This is a genomic window from Bacillus sp. B28, assembly GCF_029536185.1.
Classification (GTDB): domain Bacteria; phylum Bacillota; class Bacilli; order Bacillales; family Bacillaceae; genus Bacillus; species Bacillus halotolerans.
This window is the reverse complement of the sequence record NZ_CP120511.1, coordinates 525,661-544,729: the sequence shown is the minus strand read 5'-3', so window position 1 is coordinate 544,729 and position 19,069 is coordinate 525,661. Positions and strand designations below refer to the sequence as shown.

Below are 19,069 nucleotides of genomic sequence, written 5' to 3'. Positions count from 1 at the left end.
TTGAAGCGTTAAATCTTTTTCTATTACCTGTACCATCTCCCTACTCGAACGTTGAGTAGGGTTTTTTATTGAGTTTGAGTATTATACAGAGAACGCAAAAAAACAGGCCCTATACTAAGAGCCTGTTTTTATAACGAGTTTAGATTAAGAAGCTTTTTGAACGTTAGCAGCTTGAGCTCCACGAGCACCTTGCTCAACGTCAAACGTTACTTTTTGACCTTCGTCTAATGATTTGAATCCATCACCTTGGATTGCAGAGAAGTGTACGAATACGTCGTCTCCATTTTCACGTTCGATAAATCCAAAACCTTTTTCTGCATTAAACCATTTAACTGTACCTTGTTCCATTTTTGTTGCCTCCTAGTGTGTTACCACACATTTTAATTACTATCCCTGCCCAAAGTATCATCAAGACGAAAAGTCAATCTTCATACTATCCTTTACACGAACAAAAATAATCTTTCTTTATCATAGCACGTAACGGAAATAATTGCAATTATAATATCGTTTTAAATGAATCACGAGTGTGTACATCATTATTGATTGTTAACAAAATTTCTTAAAAAAGCTCAGCTGTTGCTTGTTCAAGTGCAAGATATTTTTTTAAAAGCAGGGCTGTTCACTAGTAAAGCTTTGCCTCTACAGACGTCTTCTGTCACTCATTGTTTAGCCTCGTTTGCTAAGAATACTTGACCACAAATCATCTTCCTTTTCTTCATTACCACTTTCCAAAGCCTTTTAATCATTTTGACACTAACATTAATCCTATTTACGGCAGTATTTTCTTACTTGTAATGTTTTGTTTCTCAATAATGTTCACGGTCGAAATAAACCGATTCTTATATATTGGCAAAAAGAAATAATAGTATGTGATTGTATTCGAAAAGAAAAATAAATAATTTATATACATTCCCGCATATTGTCAATCCAGTATGTTATACTATAAACAAACCTTTGAAGCGTTAAATCTTTTGCTATTACCTTGTAACATCTCCCTACTCGAACGTTGAGTAGGGTTTTTTATTGAGTTCGAGTATTATACAGAGAACGTAAAAAAACAGGCCCTTTATTAAGAGCCTGTTTCTATAAACATTTAAGATTAAGCAGCTTTTTGAACGTTAGCAGCTTGAGCTCCACGAGCACCTTGCTCAACGTCAAACGTTACTTTTTGACCTTCGTCTAACGATTTGAATCCGTCACCTTGGATTGCAGAGAAGTGTACGAATACGTCGTCTCCATTTTCACGTTCGATAAATCCAAAACCTTTTTCTGCATTAAACCATTTAACTGTACCTTGTTCCATTTTTGTTGCCTCCTAGTGCGTTACCACACATTTTAATTACTATCCCTGCCCAAAGTATCATCAAGACGAAAAGTCAATATTCATACTATCCTTTACACGAACAAAAATAATTCTTCTTTATCATAACACGAAACGGAAATAAATGCAAATTAATGTTATTGTTTTATTCGCCATTATTTGTTAAACATACAGAATAAGAGGCCTTCAATAACTATGGTTTGAAAACACCGTGAAAATGAATCGCGAGTGTCTTCAACCCTTGCTTAATCGTACTTCGTTATTGATTGTTAAAGATTTCTTTAAAAAACTCAGCTGATTCTTGTTCAAGTGCTAAAAACAGCGCTGTTCACTGGTAAAGCTTTATTTCTGCAAATGTTTGCAAACGTTACTCATTGTATATCCCATTTGCCAATATGCTCATAAAAAAATAAAACTTGATCTCAAATTATCTTCCTTTTCTTCATTACCACTTTCCAAAGCCTTTTTAATTAAGCAACTAGGAAATTCAAGGTCTTCCAGCTTACTTTATTTTGACACTCAGAATTCAATCCATATTTACACTTGTAAGGTTTGTTCCTCAATCAAGGTTCACGGTCTAAATAAACCGATTCCCATGGGGGAGCAGGGATAGAGTTTGGTCCGATAAAGAGATGGGTATAATCTTTATACAACTTTTGTTTCCAGGCTGTCTCTGTTAATAAAGATTTAATTAAGCTGGAAATCAGTTTCACATTTCCATTCATTTTACAGAGGGATTGGAAAATCGATTCATTTAACAGCTTTTGAGCAGGATCCTTAGCTGACTGGGAATTTATAACAAAACCATGATACTTATCATATATGGTGTATGACAGCTGGGACTTCAAAGAGCAGAAAACGTTTTCTATACTGAGCTTAAGAACATTAGGGAAGGGGAAATTTTAATAAATGAATAAAGAAAACCTAAGGACTTTGAGAAAACTGGTTACCCCTTACGAAAAGTCCGATTTACAAAAAAGTATATGTCAAATCATTAACACATTGGTACCATTTTTCCTGTTATGGTGTTTGGCATATAAGAGCTTGTCGATTTCTTATTTCCTTACATTAGCGATTTCTGTCGTTGCGGCGGGTTTTTTAGTGAGAACCTTCATCATCTTTCATGATTGCTGCCACTATTCCTTTTTTAAGAGCAGAAAGGCGAATCGAATCCTTGGAACAATAACAGGAATTCTGACTCTGCATCCTTTTGATCATTGGGCACACGACCATTCTGTCCATCATGCGACTAGCAGCAACCTGGACAAACGGGGTACAGGCGATATTTGGGTACTGACTGTTGAGGAATATAAGGAAGCCTCAGCTAAGACAAAAATAATGTACCGTTTGTACAGAAATCCGTTTGTTATGTTTGTTATTGGGCCGATTTACGTCTTCGGGATTACCAATCGTTTTAATCGTAAAGGGGCAAAACGCAAAGAGCGGATGAATACATATGTAACAAACCTGGGGATCGTCGTTTTGGCAGCACTTTTATGTTGGGCTATCGGCTGGCAAAACTTCCTGCTGGTTCAAGCGCCAATTTTTATGGTATCGGGATCCCTCGGAATTTGGATGTTTTATATTCAGCATACGTTTGAGGATTCTTATTTTGAAGAAGATAAGCATTGGGAATATGTAAAAGCAGCAGTGGAAGGAAGCTCGTTTTATAAGCTTCCCAAAATCATGCAATGGCTAACAGGCAATATCGGTTTCCATCATGTTCATCATTTAAGCCCGAGAGTCCCAAACTATAAGCTTGAAGAAGTACATAACAGCACTGAACCATTGCAAAACGTTCCGACCATCACACTGGCAACAAGCCTTAAGTCGTTAAAGTTCCGCCTATGGGATGAAGAAGGCAAAAAATTTGTTGGTTTTAGCCACTTAAAAAAAGCTTCTAAAAGCCAAGCATCAGCGCGGCTAAGAACGGATTAAATAAACTCCCCATAATCGATGATAAGGGGCAGTGTATCTTGCAGAATAAAAGTGCAGACTCGCGCAAAGGTTTTGTGCAGGGGTCAGCACTTTTTTAATGCCAGATACTCGTATTTCCCGAAAAAAAATAATACCAAAGATGGTTAAACCCTTGGTATCATTGATGCGGCCGAGAGGATTGAACCTCCACTGGTTATTCACCCACTAGGCCGTCAACATAGTAAATCCATATCATTGATTATGAGCGCTTGTTTTCATTACACTTTCTAACTCCACTTTACATCATTTCTAACGGTTTGTATGAATTGTGGTTAATAATTGGTGAGCAAAAAAATCCCCTTACTTTCCCACTCTCCAAATCTCATTATAAAATGATTTCATATTCGTTAGCTCTCCTAAAACAATTAAAACTACAGAGACACTATCTTTCTCGGTAATTGAATTTACAAAAAATCTTTTTTATATCGAACGGCTAGATAGATTGCTGAAGCGAGGAATGCAATAGAATACTTAAATAAGAAGAAAACTTGCCACATATATTCTTTTGGGAAAAGCAAGTCGCAAAAAATTAGTGCATATAACGTATAGAGGCTACCTTTTAAAGCGATTTGGTTTGTTCTTTCGTCAGCCTTACCCATTTTTTTAAGAAATACGAATGTCAGAATCAATCCGACAACAAGCATTACAAACCCGCTGCCAATAAGAATATTCCAATTTCCCGGAGAATGTTCAGCCCAGGACTTTAAAGGGTGAAAAATTGCGTTAGTGATCGTATCTGAGATCGAAACCATTTTCATTTTTGATCATTTCCTTTCTCATAAGTAAAAATCTCGTTTACATCCACATTAAAAAATTCGGCAATTCGAAAAGCTAACAGCAGAGTCGGAACATAATTTCCTTTTTCCATTACAAAGATGGTTTGTTTGGAAACCCCGACTTTCTTTGCTAATTCTTGCTGAGACAATCTGGCAAGTACACGATATTCATAAACCTTATTTGAGATCGAATCACCAAAATCTTTCTTCATGACTATCACCTCTTGAGCCAAATTATAAACTCATATTATATAAAAGTAAAGTAAACTTATACAAAAATATAATATACCTTTACGTTTACCTAAATTACTTTGATTTAATATGAACCTGATCGCATAAAGAACCTGATGAAATTCATGATTTCGTTAGGTTCGATCTGGTGTAATTTATGTTTTTATAAGAACACGGTTTTGGTGGCGCATACGGAACAATGATTCTTGGTTATGACTCTGAAGGCGCTGAAGTTGTAGAGCAAACAATAGAATACAGAACGTTTTACAATTTTATACTAGGTCTTGTTGTTATTGAGTATATAAATGAATTTTCTTATTGTCTTGATACAAACAGAATGGTAGATGGAGAGTATCCAGTTATTCTTTGGGATAACCATGAAGGATATGGATATACAGCTGCAAGTAATTTTCTAGAATTTCTTCTCCAGCGACTAGAAAAGGGTAAAGAGGACTTAAATGAAGATGAGGATTGAGAAGATTAATCTTTACAATCCCTCAAAATAAAATTTTTTTTCGAAATTGATTGATTACAACATAAAAAAACCATACCAAGATGTTTTGGTATGGTTTCTAAGATAGACCCTCAACCTAGTAAGAACGTATCTTGGGTTACAAAAGCTTTTAATCAAAGCATCTGTTTATTTTATTTACACCTCATCATTTTTTATGAATTATGGGCACAAAGGAGGAACCTATTAGAGACCAACGGAACTCTACATTTCATCAAAGATATGTCACTCATTGCCCTGTCGTAAAAAAATAATTCTAACTTTAATATTGCTCCCATTCTTGCTGTGTATGCAGGTATCTCTCCGCATCAACTTTCTTCAATATCTGAACAATTATCTAGCTTGGTTTCAAGTGTTAGAATCCATCAACATTAGATTTTGAAACTTATTCTTTAATTTTCCGTATATCAATATAAAATGGTATCTAATGCAGGGAGGAATATTAGTTGGCTGAAAAGCAAAAAAGTGTTCCATTTTTGAAAAAATATTGGGTTTCTCAAATTGGTGTATTTTTGTTGTCACAGATAATTTTTATTACATTTGAAACAACAGGATGGTTACCTAATTATAGAGAGATTGATGGAACACTATTTGGGAGAATTACGGAATCCTCAATTTTTATAGACTGGTTTACTTTTTATGAAACACCACAATTAAATTTACTAACTGTCTTTTTTGGCGTCTTCTTTCTTGTGCCTGGAATAATAAGTGCATTAAAAAACGTATTTTCGCGTAATAGCTCTAAATAACCGTGATTTAAAATAAATATGGTTTATTAAAATGAATAAAGTTTGAGAAGAGTTGTACTTAAAGTAACGGGTGCGTTAGTTGAACAAGTCAATGTTATAAGAATGGAACTTCCGTATATTCGGAGTTCTATTTTTTATAAGTAAACCAACATTAAACCAGAACCTTTTAAAAAAGCTTAATCAAAAAGAGTAAGCTTTTTCTAATTATTTTAGTAACCTATGCCCCTACCCTATCTGCAGCCACTTTCACTTCTGTACTATGATCACTTTGCAAATAAGTTATTGAAAATACACTACTTAAAACCACTGCTGCAAATAGTTTTCTTGAATTTCTTCTTCAGCAACTTAAAAAAGGTAAAGAGGATTTTGACGAAGATAAGGGTTGGAAAGATTAATCTTCCCATTCCAAATAAAGTTGTTTTGGGGATTGAATAATTATAATATAAAAATCCATACCAAGATGTTTTGGTATGGTTTCTAATAGACCCTCAACATAGTAAATCCATAACATTGGTTATGAAAGCTTGTTTTCATTACACTCTTTATATTTATTTGCCATCATTTCTATACGTTTACATCAATTATGGTTTAAAAATGGTGAGCCAAAACAATGAATGACCTTGCTTTTTTTCATCTATATTAATTAATAATCCAATTTCTTCCTCACTGATGAAAGTTCACCTTCTTCCTCAATTCTAATGAATTCAAACTCATAAAGGAGATACTTTATCACCAACTTTAAATAATAATGGAATTAGTGCTAATAAAATAATTCCTACAACCAACGTAGATATTATTAACTCCTTCCATACAATCAAATTCTTTACAAACATTTGATAAATAACTAATGAGTTTATTGGAATGTTAAGCAATAAGCCCGTAAGGAGTCCAGGCGCGTACTTTTTCATTAAAACAGTTGCGATAAGATGTGGAAAAATAGCGTTGATAACCATAGAACCTAGAAAGCCAATGAAAATCCATTTTGCAATATCTGATTCTGGCATATATAAAAAACCAAATGCAGATAAATAAGCCAACATAGTTATAACAATGACAGCAAAATGAAATTCATTTGAGGTTACTGGCTTTTGAAACTTTGAAGATTGTTGAGACCATTCAGGTAACCAAATAGCTTCCTCAATATTATGCAGTGTAATAGCCAAACAAAAAAATACTGCGAAATAAACCATCTATCATTTCCTCCTCGGTGCCACGTCTCTTAAAGGAATCACCCAATATGTTTTAACAACATTATATTACATATGAGGGTGAACTATATGGTGTTAAAAGACAGCAGAAACCTGCCTAAGCAGTTGCTTCTTTTTTATATGTGCAATAACGTGTTGTTGGTGGCATGTATATCAAAATAGCCAAATGTAAAAATACTACTACTGAATAAACCATTCCTGTTAGGCACACTTTTAAAAAATTGAACTTAAACCTTGTGTCCTAAAAAATAATCAGTTTAACTGATTATATGTTACACTGATTAATAGGAGGTGCAAACTTAATTGGATAGATGGAATCAATCTTATGGTTTTTTACTCGGAAAAGTTCTTCAACGATTGGAAAGCAAATTTGCTGAAGGGCTTATCCCATATGAGATTAATGCTAGACAATACGGAGTTCTATTGTTTATCGAAGGAAACCCTTACTCATCACAAAAAGATATTTCTGAAAACCTGCAAATAGATCGGACTACTATGGTAGGTCATATCGACCATCTCGAAACTTTAGGATTTGTTGAGAGAACAAAAAACCCTAATGACAGAAGATCCTATAGCCTTAAAATTACGGAAAAGGGTAACGATGTATTGGATTCGCGTTGGGAGTTTTTAATGAAGACGGAATTAGAAGTATTAGCTCCTTTAAATCAACAAGAAAGACAATTATTTAAAGATTTTCTTATTAAAATTTGGAAGTCACTATAAAAAACAGGAGGTTACATAATATGAATGCTCTCGATTATTTTAATGCACGTCTCGAAGCAACGATAAGCCCTATGGATTATGTAAAAGCGAAGCAAATGAGTCCCGAGAAATACTTCTTAATCGATGTCAGAAACGGTCCAACTCATGTAAGGAGCGTCACAATTAAGGATGCTAATGTTATCCCTGAACAAGAACTGCAATCTCGTTTAAATGAAATACCACAGGATAAAGAAATTATTGTTTACTGTTGGGATGTCTGGTGCAATACAGCTGCCAAAGTTGCTAAGTTTTTATTAGAACATGGATATAAAGTCAAAGAATTGACCGGTGGTATTGCAGCATGGAAAGAAATGAACTTTCCTGTCACAAACTCAGATCAAGGCAATAACATACCTGATAATTGTGGGTGTTGACTTAGTGCAAGATAAAAGATACTGGATTGGGGTTGCTTCTAAAGATCATGTAATGAGAGCTGTCCAAGGTGGTTTTGCTCAACTTTGTCATGGCAAAGAGGCACCTTTAAAAAAGATGAATACTGGTGATTGGATTATTTATTACTCCCCCAAGATGAATTTTAAGGAAAGCACACCACATCAAAAATTTACTGCTTTAGGCAAAGTAGTAGATAATCATATTTTTCAGTTTGAAATGGGAAATGACTTCAAACCTTTCCGGAGAAAAATAAGTTTTATTCATTGCACAGAAACACCGATTCGCCCATTAATCCCAAAGCTTTCTTTCATTAAAGACGAACAGCGTTGGGGGTATTCTTTTCGATTTGGACATTTTGAGATAAGTGAAAAAGATTTTATGCTAATTGCAAAAAAAATGGCGATGCTTAAGGAGATTAGAATATTCTAATCTCCTTAAAACTTTCTTATATATCTTTGACTTGTCACTCTTTGCATCCCGATTCAACAAGTTTTAAAATTAACCATTTGTCACATGAAGAAAAGATTCAATCTCTATAGATTGAATTCCTAACATGCAATTGGTGCCATGTCATGAACTCTTAAAGGAGGTTTAATAAATCCAACAACAAAAAAAGATACCAATACGTTTTGGTATCTTCATCTAAATCGAGCCCCTCAACCTAATAAAAACATATCATGAGTTACAAAAGCTTTTATTCAAAGCATCTATTTATTTATACTTATTTTCATCATTTTTCATGAATTCCGGGCAAAAATTGGGCACCTATTAGAGACCAAGGAACTCTACATTTCATCAAGAAATATGTACTCATTGCCCTGCTGTAATAAATTTTAAGCCCTCGCTCTATGCCCCCCTGTATTCAGAATTCGATGTAACTTTGAAAGTTTGATTAAAATCTATCACAAACCCTTATTTTGACAACACATCATTTGTTTCAGCTTCCCTCGCGAATACCGGATCAATGCTCAGCTTTAAGATAGTCAACCAATTTCTCCGCACTGTTCTTAACATCTTCTTTTGAAAGGTGAAGTGTCCCATATTGTGTAAACGCAGGAAGAAAACGCATTCCTATATAGTTAGCAGTGACTTGAAACGGTCTGATAAGCTCGCTGATCGTGATATTATATTCTCCGCCTGCTTGATAATCAGATTCCTGTGCGCCTAAGGAGATAGCTAAGAGTAGTTCTTTCCCTTGCAATTTAGTTCCTCCAGTTCCAAAAGCCCAGCCATGTGTTAACACATCATCTTCCCATTGTTTGAGTAACGCGGGACTGCTGTACCAATACATTGGGAACTGAAAAACGATACGCTCATGATCTAAAAGGAGCTGCTGCTCTTTTTCTACATCAATGATAAAATTAGGGTATTCACCGTACAGGTCATGAACCGTAATGTCATTCTCTTGCTTTAAACGATTCATCCAGGTTTTGTTGACAACAGACGTTTCCAAATTAGGGTGTATAACGATAACTAATGTTTTCATTTGACTGATTATCCTTTCTTCGCCGATTAGGTATTATTGTTTTTACGATCATGAATTGATTCTAATTTTAAATAGCAACTTATTTACATTTATTTTAACATTTTTCATGAATTCACGGCACTGATTGGGCACCGATTACATTAAAGCTTAACCTTTTAAAAAGATTAAGCCTTTTTAATACCCTCATGCGCCTACCCTATCTGCAGCCACTTTGACTTCTTTACTAGGATTACTTTGCAAATAAGTTATTGAAAACACACTACTTAACATGACTGCTGCCAATAGAATCCGGCTGATTTTCATTAATATCTCCCCGTTTTAAATTTTTCGTCTTGCTTCAATACTCATACGATAATATTCATTAGAGAGCATTAAATTTCCTTGTTCATGAAAATAAGCAGCGACTTCAATCGAAAAATTTTCAACATCAGCAAACATTTTTCTCGAAGCCAGATATGAAAATGCATCCTTTATTAACTGAATCTCGCCATCTGAAAAAATAATCCCTCTAATATTTTGAATTTCGCCGAGTATTCCTTATCATCACTTTTATCGGCAATAAATCGCCCTTTCCCAAATTATGTCAAAGCAACATCATAATTTTGTTGTTTTGCTTCAACATATGCTAGAATGAATAAAGTCTTTGTTAGGAAACTATGTTTTGATTTTTCCGAAAATTTCTAACGCTAAGATTAAATGTCGTGAAGCCTTTTTATATTCTTTCAATTCATCATAACAAATTCCAATATTCATGTGTGACATTGCAATTAAATGCTCTATGTTACTTTCCTTGGCAATCTCGATGTATACCAATCACTTAACTTTTTTGTGACTATGTCGTATGGAAATTTATCTTTATCTAAGGAAATTACCCCATCCTTACATAAATTGTGCAAATACTTATATTAATTGCGTTGTGTCAGAACACCCTTTATTTTACAAACATGTAATGCAAAAAAGTACATTATATCTACTCCTTTGCGTATTTTTTGCGGTTATACCAATACTTTTGCGACTTGACACATTAACCTAACCAAACTTATTCACACAAAAAATAGAGAAGTAAACATGTGAGTTACTGCTCTCTACTTAGTTTATTCTCCGTTAATTTGTTTTACAATGTATTCAGCATCATTTCCTACGCCTTGAAGCAATGCTGAACCTCGCCTATACTGCCAAGGCAAACCTATAAAGTATAATCCCTCTACAGGTGAAACACCTCTATAATGTATGATTCGACCTTCTTTATCCAAAACACCTTTTATATTTATCCAATGAAGGGGATTACGAAAACCAGTAGCCCAAATAATATTGTTTACTTCTAATGAAGATGAATCTTTAAAAATGACTTCATTTTGCTTTCCGGCTATGACTCTTGTTTTTAAGATGATCTCCCTCTGTTTTATTGCTTGCTTTAATTCATACCCAAATATTGGATCACCTTTCTTTTGAATGAATTTTCCTAATATTGATGTATGACTTGCATGTAAAACTCCTAATTTATCAAACCACCAAAAGATGCTTCTTTTTCCAATCAATAAAGGAAAATAAACTGGTTTATTACCACACGCTAAATATGTAACTCTTTCTTTGGATAATTCAACAGCTATTTGAGCACCACTATTCCCCCCACCCACTACTAGTACATTTCCATGTACCAATTGTTTTGAATTCTTATATTGTGATGAGTGTAATTGATTAATATTACAGGCTAAATCCTTTGATATTGATGGAATATTAGGGGTATGAAAAGGACCTGTAGCAATTATAAGATTCTTTGTTTGATATTCTTCTCCATTTGTTTTTATTAAGAAATGATTCTTTAATTTCAGGACACTTATTACTTCTGTCCGTAATTGGATTGGAATTTCAAATCTTTCAACATATTTCTTTAGATAAGCAACAATTTCATTTTTTGAAGGAAAGCCATGCTTTTCTCCTTCAAGATGCATTCCAGGCAATGAGCTATACATTCGAGATGTAAATAAAACTAATGAGTCATACCGATCTTTCCAGCTTTCCCCCACCTCATTACTTTTATCCAAAATGATAAACTTTTGATCGGACTGCTTAAGATAATATCCTATTGAAATTCCTGCTTGACCAGCTCCGATTACTATAGTGTCATACATATTAATCCCCCCACCAATTTTACTTATACGAGAGATAGACTAACGCTAGCTAGAATGCCTCTTAATAATTAGTAGAGATAAATCTGACTAACGTTAGTTTATCTCCTCATTGTAAATCAGATGAAAAATTTTAATGGTGATGGTGGTCATGCGGCTGCTCAATTGTGGCCTGACAAATGATCGCATTATCATGATTATGTGCTTCGGTTTCCATTTGAATGGTTACGTGCGTAATGCCTTTATGCTCAAGCTCATGTTCAATTTTACGTAAAATATTTTCACTTTCTGAAATCGTCAGTTGATCGTCAACAACAGCGTGACAAGAAAGAGCGTTTAATCCACTTGTGATAGACCATATGTGTAGATCATGAATGCTTTGAATTCCTTCTGTCTCTTCAATTGTATGAATGATGTCAGTGACATCGATATTTTCTGGAGTTCCTTCCATTAATACGTGAATGGAATCTTTAGTCACATTGTAACCGCTTCTTAGAACAAGAATAGCCACCATGACACTAGCCAATGGGTCTGCCCAGCCCCACCCAAAGAAGATGATAAGTATGGCAGCTAGAATGGCACCTACAGAGCCGAGCATATCGCTTATTACATGTAAATAAGCACCCCTTATGTTCAGATTATTCTCTGTATCTCCGCCTCTCAACATAATCCATGCGACTAATATATTCACAACCAACCCGATAATACCAATCGTAAGCATGCCAGTTGTTGCTACTTCTGGTGGATTAGAGAAACGTTCGATTGCTTCATAAATGATATAAAGAGAAATAAGAATTAATGCAACACCGTTTATCACAGCTGCAAGAATCTCAAATCGCTTATAGCCGAATGTCTTATTATGAGTTGCCTTCTTTTCAGCTAATGTAAAAGCAATCAGGGCAACCATTAATGAGATTGAGTCACTTAGCATATGGCCTGCATCTGATAAAAGCGCCAAACTATTTGTTAAAAATCCACCTATAGCTTCTACAATCATATAACCAGTAATGATTATAAAAGAGATCAATAAAACCTTTTTACTGGATCCTTCAGTATGATTGTGGCTATGATTGTGACCCATAAAAATCTCCTCCTCAACTAAAGTTTCTTCGTACATATGTATTTATTATTTCAAATCCGTTATTGAGCATTCTGATGATACAAAGAACATTTATATATGAGTGTGTGTTCATATATAAATATATCTGTTTTACACTGAAAAGTCAAAATATTTTTTGCGAAATATCAACATAATCTCATTTTTATATATGTGCAAATAAAATCAATTGATGCTATTCGTAAACATACTTTTGCAGCTTGATACGGATCACGACGTTCCTCTTATAACAGAAAAAAAGAGGAGCAAACACATGGTTTACTCCTCTAACTTAGTTTCTTTACCTTTCGCTTCTTCATAGCCTGGTGTTTTCTTTGATAAGCCAAGACGATCATTTTCGCCAGTTCTTGACATACCTTCTAGATTACTTTAGGTAAGCGGGCAGTTCGTGGGCAGTAGACAATTTAAAAATAAGCACAAAAAAATACCAAAGGTCTACAACCCTTGGTATCATTAATGCGGCCGAGAGGACTTGAACCTCCACGGGTTATTCACCCACTAGGCCCTCAACCTAGCGCGTCTGCCATTCCGCCACGACCGCGTGATCATTAAATTGTTTGTGCTGGTTTAACAGGCTCTTAACCTAGTAAAACCAATTTGCGTGCACTTTGTAAATAAAGTGCGGGTGAAGGGACTCGAACCCCCACGTCGTAAGACACTAGATCCTAAGTCTAGCGCGTCTGCCAATTCCGCCACACCCGCAAAAAGACAAATGGTGAGCCATGAAGGACTCGAACCTTCGACCCTCTGATTAAAAGTCAGATGCTCTACCAACTGAGCTAATGGCTCTTACTATTTAATTTCAAAAAATAAAAATGGCTGGGCTAGCTGGATTCGAACCAACGCATGACGGAGTCAAAGTCCGTTGCCTTACCGCTTGGCTATAGCCCAACGAAAATGGAATGACCCGTACGGGATTCGAACCCGTGTTACCGCCGTGAAAGGGCGGTGTCTTAACCGCTTGACCAACGGGCCGATGGTTGAGAACTTATATCGCAATCTTATGGCGGAGAAGGAGGGATTTGAACCCTCGCGCCGCTTACGCGACCTACACCCTTAGCAGGGGCGCCTCTTCAGCCACTTGAGTACTTCTCCAAATATGGCTCCACAGGCAGGATTCGAACCTGCGACCGATCGGTTAACAGCCGATAGCTCTACCACTGAGCTACTGTGGAATAATGAGACAAGATTCATTATATCAGACTTGTCATTAAGAGTCAAGAGGTAAATGTTTTTTATTATCTCTCGTGACGACTTTTATAATGTAACATAGGCTTGCCAGTTTCGTCAACCTTTTTTACGAAAAAATTCTTTTTATTTTCCCGCGGCATTTTCCGCATCTGTATCTGTCAGGATTCATAGCGCGTCTCTTTATATACTGTTGGCCGCAAGCCGTACATATATACCTATATGTTTTTTTGCTTTCTATTTTTTTCTTTAGAGGCGTACAAAAGCGGGGCGCATTGACTTGCTGGAGAAGCGCTCTGAAATCTTTGTCCCTGTGCTTGTATCCTTTTCCTTCAAGGTGAAGATGATAATGGCAGAGCTCGTGCTTAATAATGCCGATCAGTTCCTCCCTCCCATGCTCAATCAAATATTTTCTGTTCAATTCGATGTTATGAGAGGTTAACAGGTATCTTCCGCCGGTCGTTTTGAGTCTGTCGTTGAAAACAGCCTGATGGCGAAACGGCTTTTTGAAATATGTGTTAGAAATATCCTCTGTAAGCTTTTGCAGCTCTTTGTTATCCATGGTGCACCTCACTAAAAAAACATTGAACGGGACAATTCACTGTTCGCATACAATAGGGTAATCACCGCCCCTCTTATATAAAAGCTGAGGAGGAATGAGCCTATGCCAAACTGGCTGAAAAAGCAGATGCAAAAAGCGTTCCTTGAAAAAGATAATTACCAAATTAAACTGCTGAATCAATGCTGGTATTTCTATAGGAAAAAACACTGCTCGTAAGCAGTGCTTTTATTTTACCATAGACAGTGACACTCTGCCTTTTTGTACATCGACACCGTCAACCCAAACCGTCACGATGTCACCGACGGATACGACATCAAGCGGATGCTTGACGAATTGATTGCTGAGTTTTGAAATGTGCACAAGCCCGTCCTGTTTGACTCCGATATCAACAAACGCTCCGAAGTCCACTACATTGCGCACGGTGCCCTGCAGCTCCATTCCTTCTTTCAGATCCTCCAGCTGAAGGACGTCTGTTTTCAGCAGAGGCTTAGGCACCTCATCACGCGGATCACGTTCAGGTCTTGTCAGCTGTTCACAAATGTCTTTCAGCGTAATGTCACCGATTCCCAGTTCCTTTGCTGTTTCAGAAAGCTCAAGTTTGTTGATTTTATCCTTCAATTCCGCCGTACCGATCTGCTCTGTTGAAAGACCGAACTTTTTCAAAAGCGTTTTTGTTTCTTTATAGCTTTCCGGGTGTATTCCTGTTCTGTCCAGAGGCTCTGTCCCTTCCTGCACTCTTAAAAAGCCGATACATTGTTCATAGGTTTTCGCGCCGAGCCTTGGAATATTCTTCAATTCTTTTCGATTCGAAAACTTTCCGAGCTCTTCCCGCTTTTTGACGATGTTGCCCGCTACAGACTTCGATAATCCCGCTACATACTGAAGCAGCGCGGCGGAAGCTGTGTTGACATTTACTCCTACCTGGTTTACGACTGTCTCGACGACAAAGCGCAGGGATTCATTTAATCGTTTTTGGCTGACGTCATGCTGATACTGCCCCACTCCTACAGATTTCGGGTCAATTTTGACGAGTTCCGCAAGCGGATCTTGAAGTCTCCGTGCGATGGATACTGCACTTCGTTCCTCGACCTGAAGCTGAGGAAATTCTTCTCTGGCAAGCTCAGAAGCCGAATAGACGCTTGCCCCCGCTTCATTGACAATCACATAATAAATATCACGCGGCGTGTCCTTCAGCACATCGACAATGAATTGCTCTGTCTCCCTGGAGGCCGTTCCGTTTCCAATCGCCACCATTTCCACTTGATACTCTTCAAGAATCGCTTTCACTTTCTCATGAGCTTCTTTCGTTTTTTTGACAGGTGCATGCGGGTAAATCACATCAATTTTTAAGACTTTCCCGGTTTCATCTGACACTGCCAGCTTACAGCCTGTTCGGAAAGCCGGATCTACACCGAGAACCGTCTTGCCTTTCATCGGCGGCTGAAGGAGAAGCTTTCTGAGGTTCTCAGAGAAAATATGAATCGCCTGTTCATCCGCTTTTTCCGACAGCTCTTTTCTGATTTCACGTTCAATGGCAGGCTGGATCAGTCTTTTGTAGCTGTCTTCAATCGTTTCCTGCAAGATTTCTTTTACAGACGTTGAACGGTTTTTGATGATTTGGTTTTCTAAGTAAGCCTTAATGTGATCTGCTGGCGGTTCGATAGACACCTTTAAAATGTCTTCTTTTTCGCCGCGGTTCATGGCAAGCACTCTGTGCGGAACGACCTTTGCGATTGGCTCTTCATACTCGTAGTACATTTCGTACACGTTTTTTTCATCTGTGTCTGCTGATTTTCCGGCAGCTGACTTGATCGTTCCTTTTTTAAAGGTTTCCTGGCGAATCCATTTTCTGAAATTCGGTTCGTCTGAGATTTGTTCCGCAATAATGTGTTTGGCGCCTTCAATGGCTTCTTCTCTGGTGAACACTTCTTTTTCTTCACTGATATATTGGTCTGCTGTTTCTGCAAGGCGGTCATCTTGCGGAAGGGTCATGATATAGTCAGCAAGCGGCTCAAGACCTTTGCTTTTGGCGACTGTCGCTTTCGTTTTGCGCTTTTGTTTATACGGACGGTAGAGGTCTTCTACTTCCTGAAGTTTTACGGATTGGTCAATTTTGCGTTTTAATTCATCTGTTAGTTTATCCTGCTCGGCGATTAGCCTGATCACTTCTTTTTTTCGCTGATTCAGGTTTTGTATGTATTGCCATCGTTCAGAAATGGTCTGAATCTGAACCTCGTCCATTGAACCCGTCTGCTCTTTTCGATATCTGGCGATGAACGGAACTGTGTTGCCGTCCTCAAGCAGGCGGATGACGCTTTCAACATGTTTTTGTGATAAACCTATTTCTTTCGCAATTTGCTGTTTCAAAAGGGCTGACGTTTCCATGTAACCATAGCCTCCAATTTTGTCGTTCTTACTCTAGTGTATCAAAAACAGAAAAAAACACATAAAAAAAGAAGCCGGCTTTCCCAGCTTCTTTTTTCTGCTCTTCTAGGACAGCTGCCCAAGAATATATGTCAGATCGTCTTTTCTTGATGTCGTATACATTTTCAGTGAATTAGATATCTCTTCTACCGATTGGCCTTTTTTTAAGTGGGAGCGGATATCGGGTACGTTGAGTCCATCTGTATGTATAATGAACTTAGAACCCTTTTCATAGGTAGCGGTGTGCGTTTTGTATTTTTGCGGCTTGCCTGATAAATAGCCTGAAATCGGCAGAGGATAAAAGCTTTCACCAGACGGGGAATGCAGGATAAAACGTACATTTCCGACGGAGCAGTACGTAAACTGCCTTTGTTCAAAGTTGATTTTTAAGATAGAAGCTGTCGCCCCTCTTTTGTTTCTCATCGCCTGATTACAGCGTTCGATAATGCTTTGTACGTCTTCGTTCGCATAGTTTTCCACTAAGTCTTTGATTGCTGAAGAAGATTCGTTGGCAAGCGATCCGCTTCCAAGTCCGTCGGCTACCGCACAAATTAATTCTTTATCATCAGCTTTCATAAAAAAGCTGTCGCCGCAAATGGATTTTCCTTCTTTATTCAATTGGTATACAAGGGTTTGAATATGCTGGTTTTCTTCAACCTGGATCATTACATTAACTCCATGGAGGGATCTTCAATCAAGGCCTCTCTGAGCTTCTTCACAGCTTTGCGCTGCAGACGCGAGACGTGCATTTGAGATATACCGAGAATGTCCCCAGTTTCTTTTTGGCTTTTGTTTTGAATGTACGTTAGGTCTATGATTTGTTTTTCACGGTCTGAAAGGACATGAAGCACGCTTTGCAGCATCATTTGCTGGTTCACCCGTTCATATCCATCCTCCTGTGATCCGACGATATCGAGAATGGTAACAGTGCTTCCGTCCGCATCTGCTTCAATGCTGTGATCGACAGATAAGGCTTGATAGCTTTTGCCCATCTCCATGGTTTCAAGAACCTCTTCCTCTGATACATCGAGGAATTCAGCAATCTCTTCCACTTTCGGCGACCTTTGTGTTTCTGTCGTCAGCTGATCGACAGCCATTTTGATTCTCGGCCCCAGTTCTTTGATTCGTCTCGGAACATGAACGCTCCACGTCTTATCTCTAAGGAAACGTTTAATCTCCCCGATAATTGTCGGGATCGCAAAAGCTTCAAACGATTTGCCCACCACGGGATCGTAGCGTTTTATTGCGCCGAGAAGCCCGATCATGCCGACCTGGCGGAGATCTTCGTGGAAGCTTTTGCCCTTTGAGTATTTCTTCGCAAGCATATCAACCAGATTTGTATACACCTGCACAAGCGTTTCTTGCGCCTGTTCATCTTGTTTTGTTTGGTAATCGCTTATGAGCCGATCGACTTCATCCTTAGTTAGTTTCGTAGTTTTTGATGGTTGTGTCATGATCAACTCGCTCCCCATTTAAATACTTTGTCATCGCTACGGTGACGCCGGAGTTGTTTTGCACTCTGACTTCATCCATGAGCGTTTCCATTAAATATAGACCGAGCCCTCCTTCTGATAATTGATCGACTGTGTGTGAAGGTGTGTACGGCCCAAGATCCTGCTGCTTTTCATCAAAATCAAAGCTGTCGCCTTCATCCGCCACAATGACCTCTAAACGATCCTCGAACACACCGAATCGGATTGACACTTCCCCGTTTTTGTCTTCTTTATATGCGTGCTGAACCGCATTTGTACACGCTTCGCTCACTGCGATTTTCAAATCTTCAATTTCATCATACGTATAGCCCATTCTGCTTGCGACGCCTGACAGAGTCAGCCGTATAATTCCTACGTATTCAGGCTGAGCCGGCACTTTCATTTCGATGTAATCAGCTTTGTTCTTCATTGCACTCCACCTTCTGACTTTGCAGAAATATCAATGATGTCCTTTAGACCTGTAATTTCAAACAGACGAATCAGGCGGTCAGACAGATTTTCAAGCTTGAGCGAACCGCCTTGTTTTTTCACTGTTTTAAATACACCTACAAAGACGCCAAGCCCGGTACTGTCCATGTAGCTGACATCCTTCAGGCAAATCCTTAAATCAGCACCTTGTTCTGCCAGAGGAACGAGTTTTTCTCTGAGAACCGGAGCTGAATACACATCAATTTCTCCTGCAATGTTTACTTGTATATCATTCACATTCTGTCGCACATCAACATTTATATTCATTCATATC

23 protein-coding genes, 7 tRNA genes and 3 pseudogenes are annotated in these 19,069 nt (G+C 37.6%); 7 read left to right on the top strand and 26 right to left on the bottom strand.

The window, feature by feature from the left end; genetic code table 11:
• Positions 1-144: 144 nt before the first annotated feature.
• The 3 genes from cspC (P3L57_RS02855) to P3L57_RS20690 all read right to left on the bottom strand — a co-directional run bounded on the left by cspC (P3L57_RS02855) (position 145) and on the right by P3L57_RS20690 (position 2,046).
• Complete coding sequence (gene cspC / locus P3L57_RS02855; protein ID WP_010333137.1) at positions 145-348, bottom strand: cold shock protein CspC; 204 nt, start codon at positions 346-348, stop codon at positions 145-147.
• Between the two features lie 751 nt (positions 349-1,099).
• Positions 1,100-1,303 carry a cold shock protein CspC gene (gene cspC / locus P3L57_RS02850; protein ID WP_010333136.1) on the bottom strand — a complete coding sequence of 68 codons (204 nt, stop codon included), beginning with the start codon at positions 1,301-1,303 and terminating at the stop codon, positions 1,100-1,102.
• Positions 1,304-1,884: 581 nt separating this feature from the next.
• The gene (locus P3L57_RS20690; RefSeq protein WP_083244565.1) at positions 1,885-2,046 is read right to left on the bottom strand and encodes a molecular chaperone TorD family protein; all 162 of its coding nucleotides are present in this window, start codon (positions 2,044-2,046) and stop codon (positions 1,885-1,887) included.
• Between the two features lie 184 nt (positions 2,047-2,230).
• Here P3L57_RS20690 and desA point away from each other — a divergent pair, with 184 nt between their 5' ends.
• Positions 2,231-3,259, top strand: a complete 1,029-nt coding sequence (desA, locus tag P3L57_RS02845) for a Delta(5) desaturase DesA (RefSeq protein WP_044161685.1) — start codon at positions 2,231-2,233, stop codon at positions 3,257-3,259.
• A 443-nt stretch (positions 3,260-3,702) separates the two neighbouring features.
• On the opposite strand, the gene P3L57_RS02840 is transcribed toward desA, so the two are convergent.
• A complete protein-coding gene (locus tag P3L57_RS02840; protein WP_069487536.1) occupies positions 3,703-4,056 on the bottom strand; it encodes a DUF2178 domain-containing protein in 354 nt (117 codons plus the stop codon).
• Positions 4,053-4,286: a helix-turn-helix transcriptional regulator gene (locus tag P3L57_RS02835; protein WP_003240464.1), complete on the bottom strand. Its 234-nt coding sequence runs from the start codon at positions 4,284-4,286 to the stop codon at positions 4,053-4,055. The genes P3L57_RS02840 and P3L57_RS02835 overlap by 4 nt, the downstream gene beginning before the upstream one ends.
• Positions 4,287-4,474: 188 nt before the next feature.
• Between P3L57_RS02835 and P3L57_RS02830 the strand changes: the two are divergent.
• Both P3L57_RS02830 and P3L57_RS02825 read left to right on the top strand, forming a co-directional pair.
• Positions 4,475-4,780: pseudogene (locus tag P3L57_RS02830) on the top strand (SMI1/KNR4 family protein); the annotation flags it as partial.
• 482 nt (positions 4,781-5,262) lie between these two features.
• Positions 5,263-5,565, top strand: coding sequence for a YfzA family protein (locus P3L57_RS02825; protein ID WP_083244555.1), 303 nt, complete (start codon positions 5,263-5,265; stop codon positions 5,563-5,565).
• A gap of 217 nt (positions 5,566-5,782) precedes the next feature.
• Here P3L57_RS02825 and P3L57_RS02820 read toward each other — a convergent pair whose 3' ends face one another.
• Both P3L57_RS02820 and P3L57_RS02815 read right to left on the bottom strand, forming a co-directional pair.
• The gene (locus tag P3L57_RS02820) at positions 5,783-5,872 is read right to left on the bottom strand and encodes a phosphatase (protein ID WP_082687808.1); all 90 of its coding nucleotides are present in this window, start codon (positions 5,870-5,872) and stop codon (positions 5,783-5,785) included.
• A 403-nt stretch (positions 5,873-6,275) separates the two neighbouring features.
• On the bottom strand, positions 6,276-6,755 hold the full coding sequence (locus tag P3L57_RS02815; protein WP_069487535.1) for an HXXEE domain-containing protein: 480 nt from the start codon (positions 6,753-6,755) through the stop codon (positions 6,276-6,278).
• 321 nt (positions 6,756-7,076) lie between these two features.
• On the opposite strand from P3L57_RS02815, the gene P3L57_RS02810 reads away from it, so the two are divergent.
• Genes P3L57_RS02810 through P3L57_RS02800 form a run of 3 tightly spaced genes read left to right on the top strand, consistent with a single transcriptional unit; the run spans position 7,077 to position 8,357 of the window.
• Complete coding sequence (locus P3L57_RS02810; RefSeq protein WP_044161692.1) at positions 7,077-7,496, top strand: MarR family winged helix-turn-helix transcriptional regulator; 420 nt, start codon at positions 7,077-7,079, stop codon at positions 7,494-7,496.
• Between the two features lie 20 nt (positions 7,497-7,516).
• On the top strand, positions 7,517-7,909 hold the full coding sequence (locus P3L57_RS02805) for a rhodanese-like domain-containing protein (protein WP_059291896.1): 393 nt from the start codon (positions 7,517-7,519) through the stop codon (positions 7,907-7,909).
• 4 nt (positions 7,910-7,913) lie between these two features.
• On the top strand, positions 7,914-8,357 hold the full coding sequence (locus tag P3L57_RS02800) for an EVE domain-containing protein (protein ID WP_083244554.1): 444 nt from the start codon (positions 7,914-7,916) through the stop codon (positions 8,355-8,357).
• Positions 8,358-8,889: 532 nt separating this feature from the next.
• Here P3L57_RS02800 and P3L57_RS02795 read toward each other — a convergent pair.
• The 14 genes and pseudogenes from P3L57_RS02795 to P3L57_RS02730 form a co-directional block, all read right to left on the bottom strand.
• On the bottom strand, positions 8,890-9,414 hold the full coding sequence (locus P3L57_RS02795) for an NAD(P)H-dependent oxidoreductase (RefSeq protein WP_059334541.1): 525 nt from the start codon (positions 9,412-9,414) through the stop codon (positions 8,890-8,892).
• A 183-nt stretch (positions 9,415-9,597) separates the two neighbouring features.
• Positions 9,598-9,717: a phosphatase gene (locus P3L57_RS02790; protein WP_069487534.1), complete on the bottom strand. Its 120-nt coding sequence runs from the start codon at positions 9,715-9,717 to the stop codon at positions 9,598-9,600.
• Positions 9,674-10,218, bottom strand: a pseudogene (locus P3L57_RS02785) (tetratricopeptide repeat protein); the annotation flags it as partial. The gene P3L57_RS02790 and the pseudogene P3L57_RS02785, both read right to left, overlap by 44 nt.
• Positions 10,219-10,508: 290 nt before the next feature.
• Positions 10,509-11,546: a flavin-containing monooxygenase gene (locus P3L57_RS02780; RefSeq protein WP_069487533.1), complete on the bottom strand. Its 1,038-nt coding sequence runs from the start codon at positions 11,544-11,546 to the stop codon at positions 10,509-10,511.
• A 130-nt stretch (positions 11,547-11,676) separates the two neighbouring features.
• Complete coding sequence (locus tag P3L57_RS02775; RefSeq protein ID WP_069487532.1) at positions 11,677-12,624, bottom strand: cation diffusion facilitator family transporter; 948 nt, start codon at positions 12,622-12,624, stop codon at positions 11,677-11,679.
• Positions 12,625-12,918: 294 nt separating this feature from the next.
• Positions 12,919-13,014, bottom strand: a pseudogene (locus tag P3L57_RS02770) (lipoprotein); the annotation flags it as partial.
• A 103-nt stretch (positions 13,015-13,117) separates the two neighbouring features.
• Positions 13,118-13,201: transfer RNA gene (locus tag P3L57_RS02765), tRNA-Leu, on the bottom strand.
• Positions 13,202-13,280: 79 nt separating this feature from the next.
• Positions 13,281-13,362 (bottom strand) — tRNA-Leu (locus P3L57_RS02760).
• An 11-nt stretch (positions 13,363-13,373) separates the two neighbouring features.
• Positions 13,374-13,449 (bottom strand) — tRNA-Lys (locus P3L57_RS02755).
• Positions 13,450-13,476: 27 nt separating this feature from the next.
• Positions 13,477-13,551: transfer RNA gene (locus P3L57_RS02750), tRNA-Gln, on the bottom strand.
• A 12-nt stretch (positions 13,552-13,563) separates the two neighbouring features.
• Positions 13,564-13,635 (bottom strand) — tRNA-Glu (locus tag P3L57_RS02745).
• A gap of 29 nt (positions 13,636-13,664) precedes the next feature.
• Positions 13,665-13,755: transfer RNA gene (locus tag P3L57_RS02740), tRNA-Ser, on the bottom strand.
• Between the two features lie 5 nt (positions 13,756-13,760).
• Positions 13,761-13,835 (bottom strand) — tRNA-Asn (locus tag P3L57_RS02735).
• Positions 13,836-13,957: 122 nt separating this feature from the next.
• Positions 13,958-14,410: a SprT family protein gene (locus tag P3L57_RS02730; protein ID WP_059334538.1), complete on the bottom strand. Its 453-nt coding sequence runs from the start codon at positions 14,408-14,410 to the stop codon at positions 13,958-13,960.
• 102 nt (positions 14,411-14,512) lie between these two features.
• Here P3L57_RS02730 and cmpA point away from each other — a divergent pair, with 102 nt between their 5' ends.
• Positions 14,513-14,626 (top strand): cortex morphogenetic protein CmpA, encoded by a 114-nt coding sequence (gene cmpA / locus P3L57_RS02725; protein ID WP_003225207.1) that lies wholly within the window; start codon positions 14,513-14,515, stop codon positions 14,624-14,626.
• 9 nt (positions 14,627-14,635) lie between these two features.
• Here the strand turns inward: cmpA and P3L57_RS02720 are convergent, their stop codons facing one another.
• The 5 genes from P3L57_RS02720 to rsbV form a co-directional block, all read right to left on the bottom strand.
• Positions 14,636-16,795 (bottom strand): Tex family protein, encoded by a 2,160-nt coding sequence (locus P3L57_RS02720; protein ID WP_069487531.1) that lies wholly within the window; start codon positions 16,793-16,795, stop codon positions 14,636-14,638.
• A 105-nt stretch (positions 16,796-16,900) separates the two neighbouring features.
• Positions 16,901-17,500, bottom strand: a complete 600-nt coding sequence (gene rsbX, locus P3L57_RS02715) for a phosphoserine phosphatase RsbX (protein WP_044161719.1) — start codon at positions 17,498-17,500, stop codon at positions 16,901-16,903.
• Complete coding sequence (gene sigB, locus P3L57_RS02710; RefSeq protein WP_024120303.1) at positions 17,500-18,288, bottom strand: RNA polymerase sigma factor SigB; 789 nt, start codon at positions 18,286-18,288, stop codon at positions 17,500-17,502. Before sigB ends, rsbX begins: the two co-directional genes overlap by 1 nt.
• The gene (rsbW, locus tag P3L57_RS02705; protein WP_024120302.1) at positions 18,254-18,736 is read right to left on the bottom strand and encodes an anti-sigma B factor RsbW; all 483 of its coding nucleotides are present in this window, start codon (positions 18,734-18,736) and stop codon (positions 18,254-18,256) included. The genes sigB and rsbW overlap by 35 nt, the downstream gene beginning before the upstream one ends.
• On the bottom strand, positions 18,733-19,062 hold the full coding sequence (rsbV, locus tag P3L57_RS02700) for an anti-sigma factor antagonist RsbV (protein ID WP_024120301.1): 330 nt from the start codon (positions 19,060-19,062) through the stop codon (positions 18,733-18,735). Before rsbV ends, rsbW begins: the two co-directional genes overlap by 4 nt.
• Between the last annotated feature and the right edge of the window lie 7 nt (positions 19,063-19,069).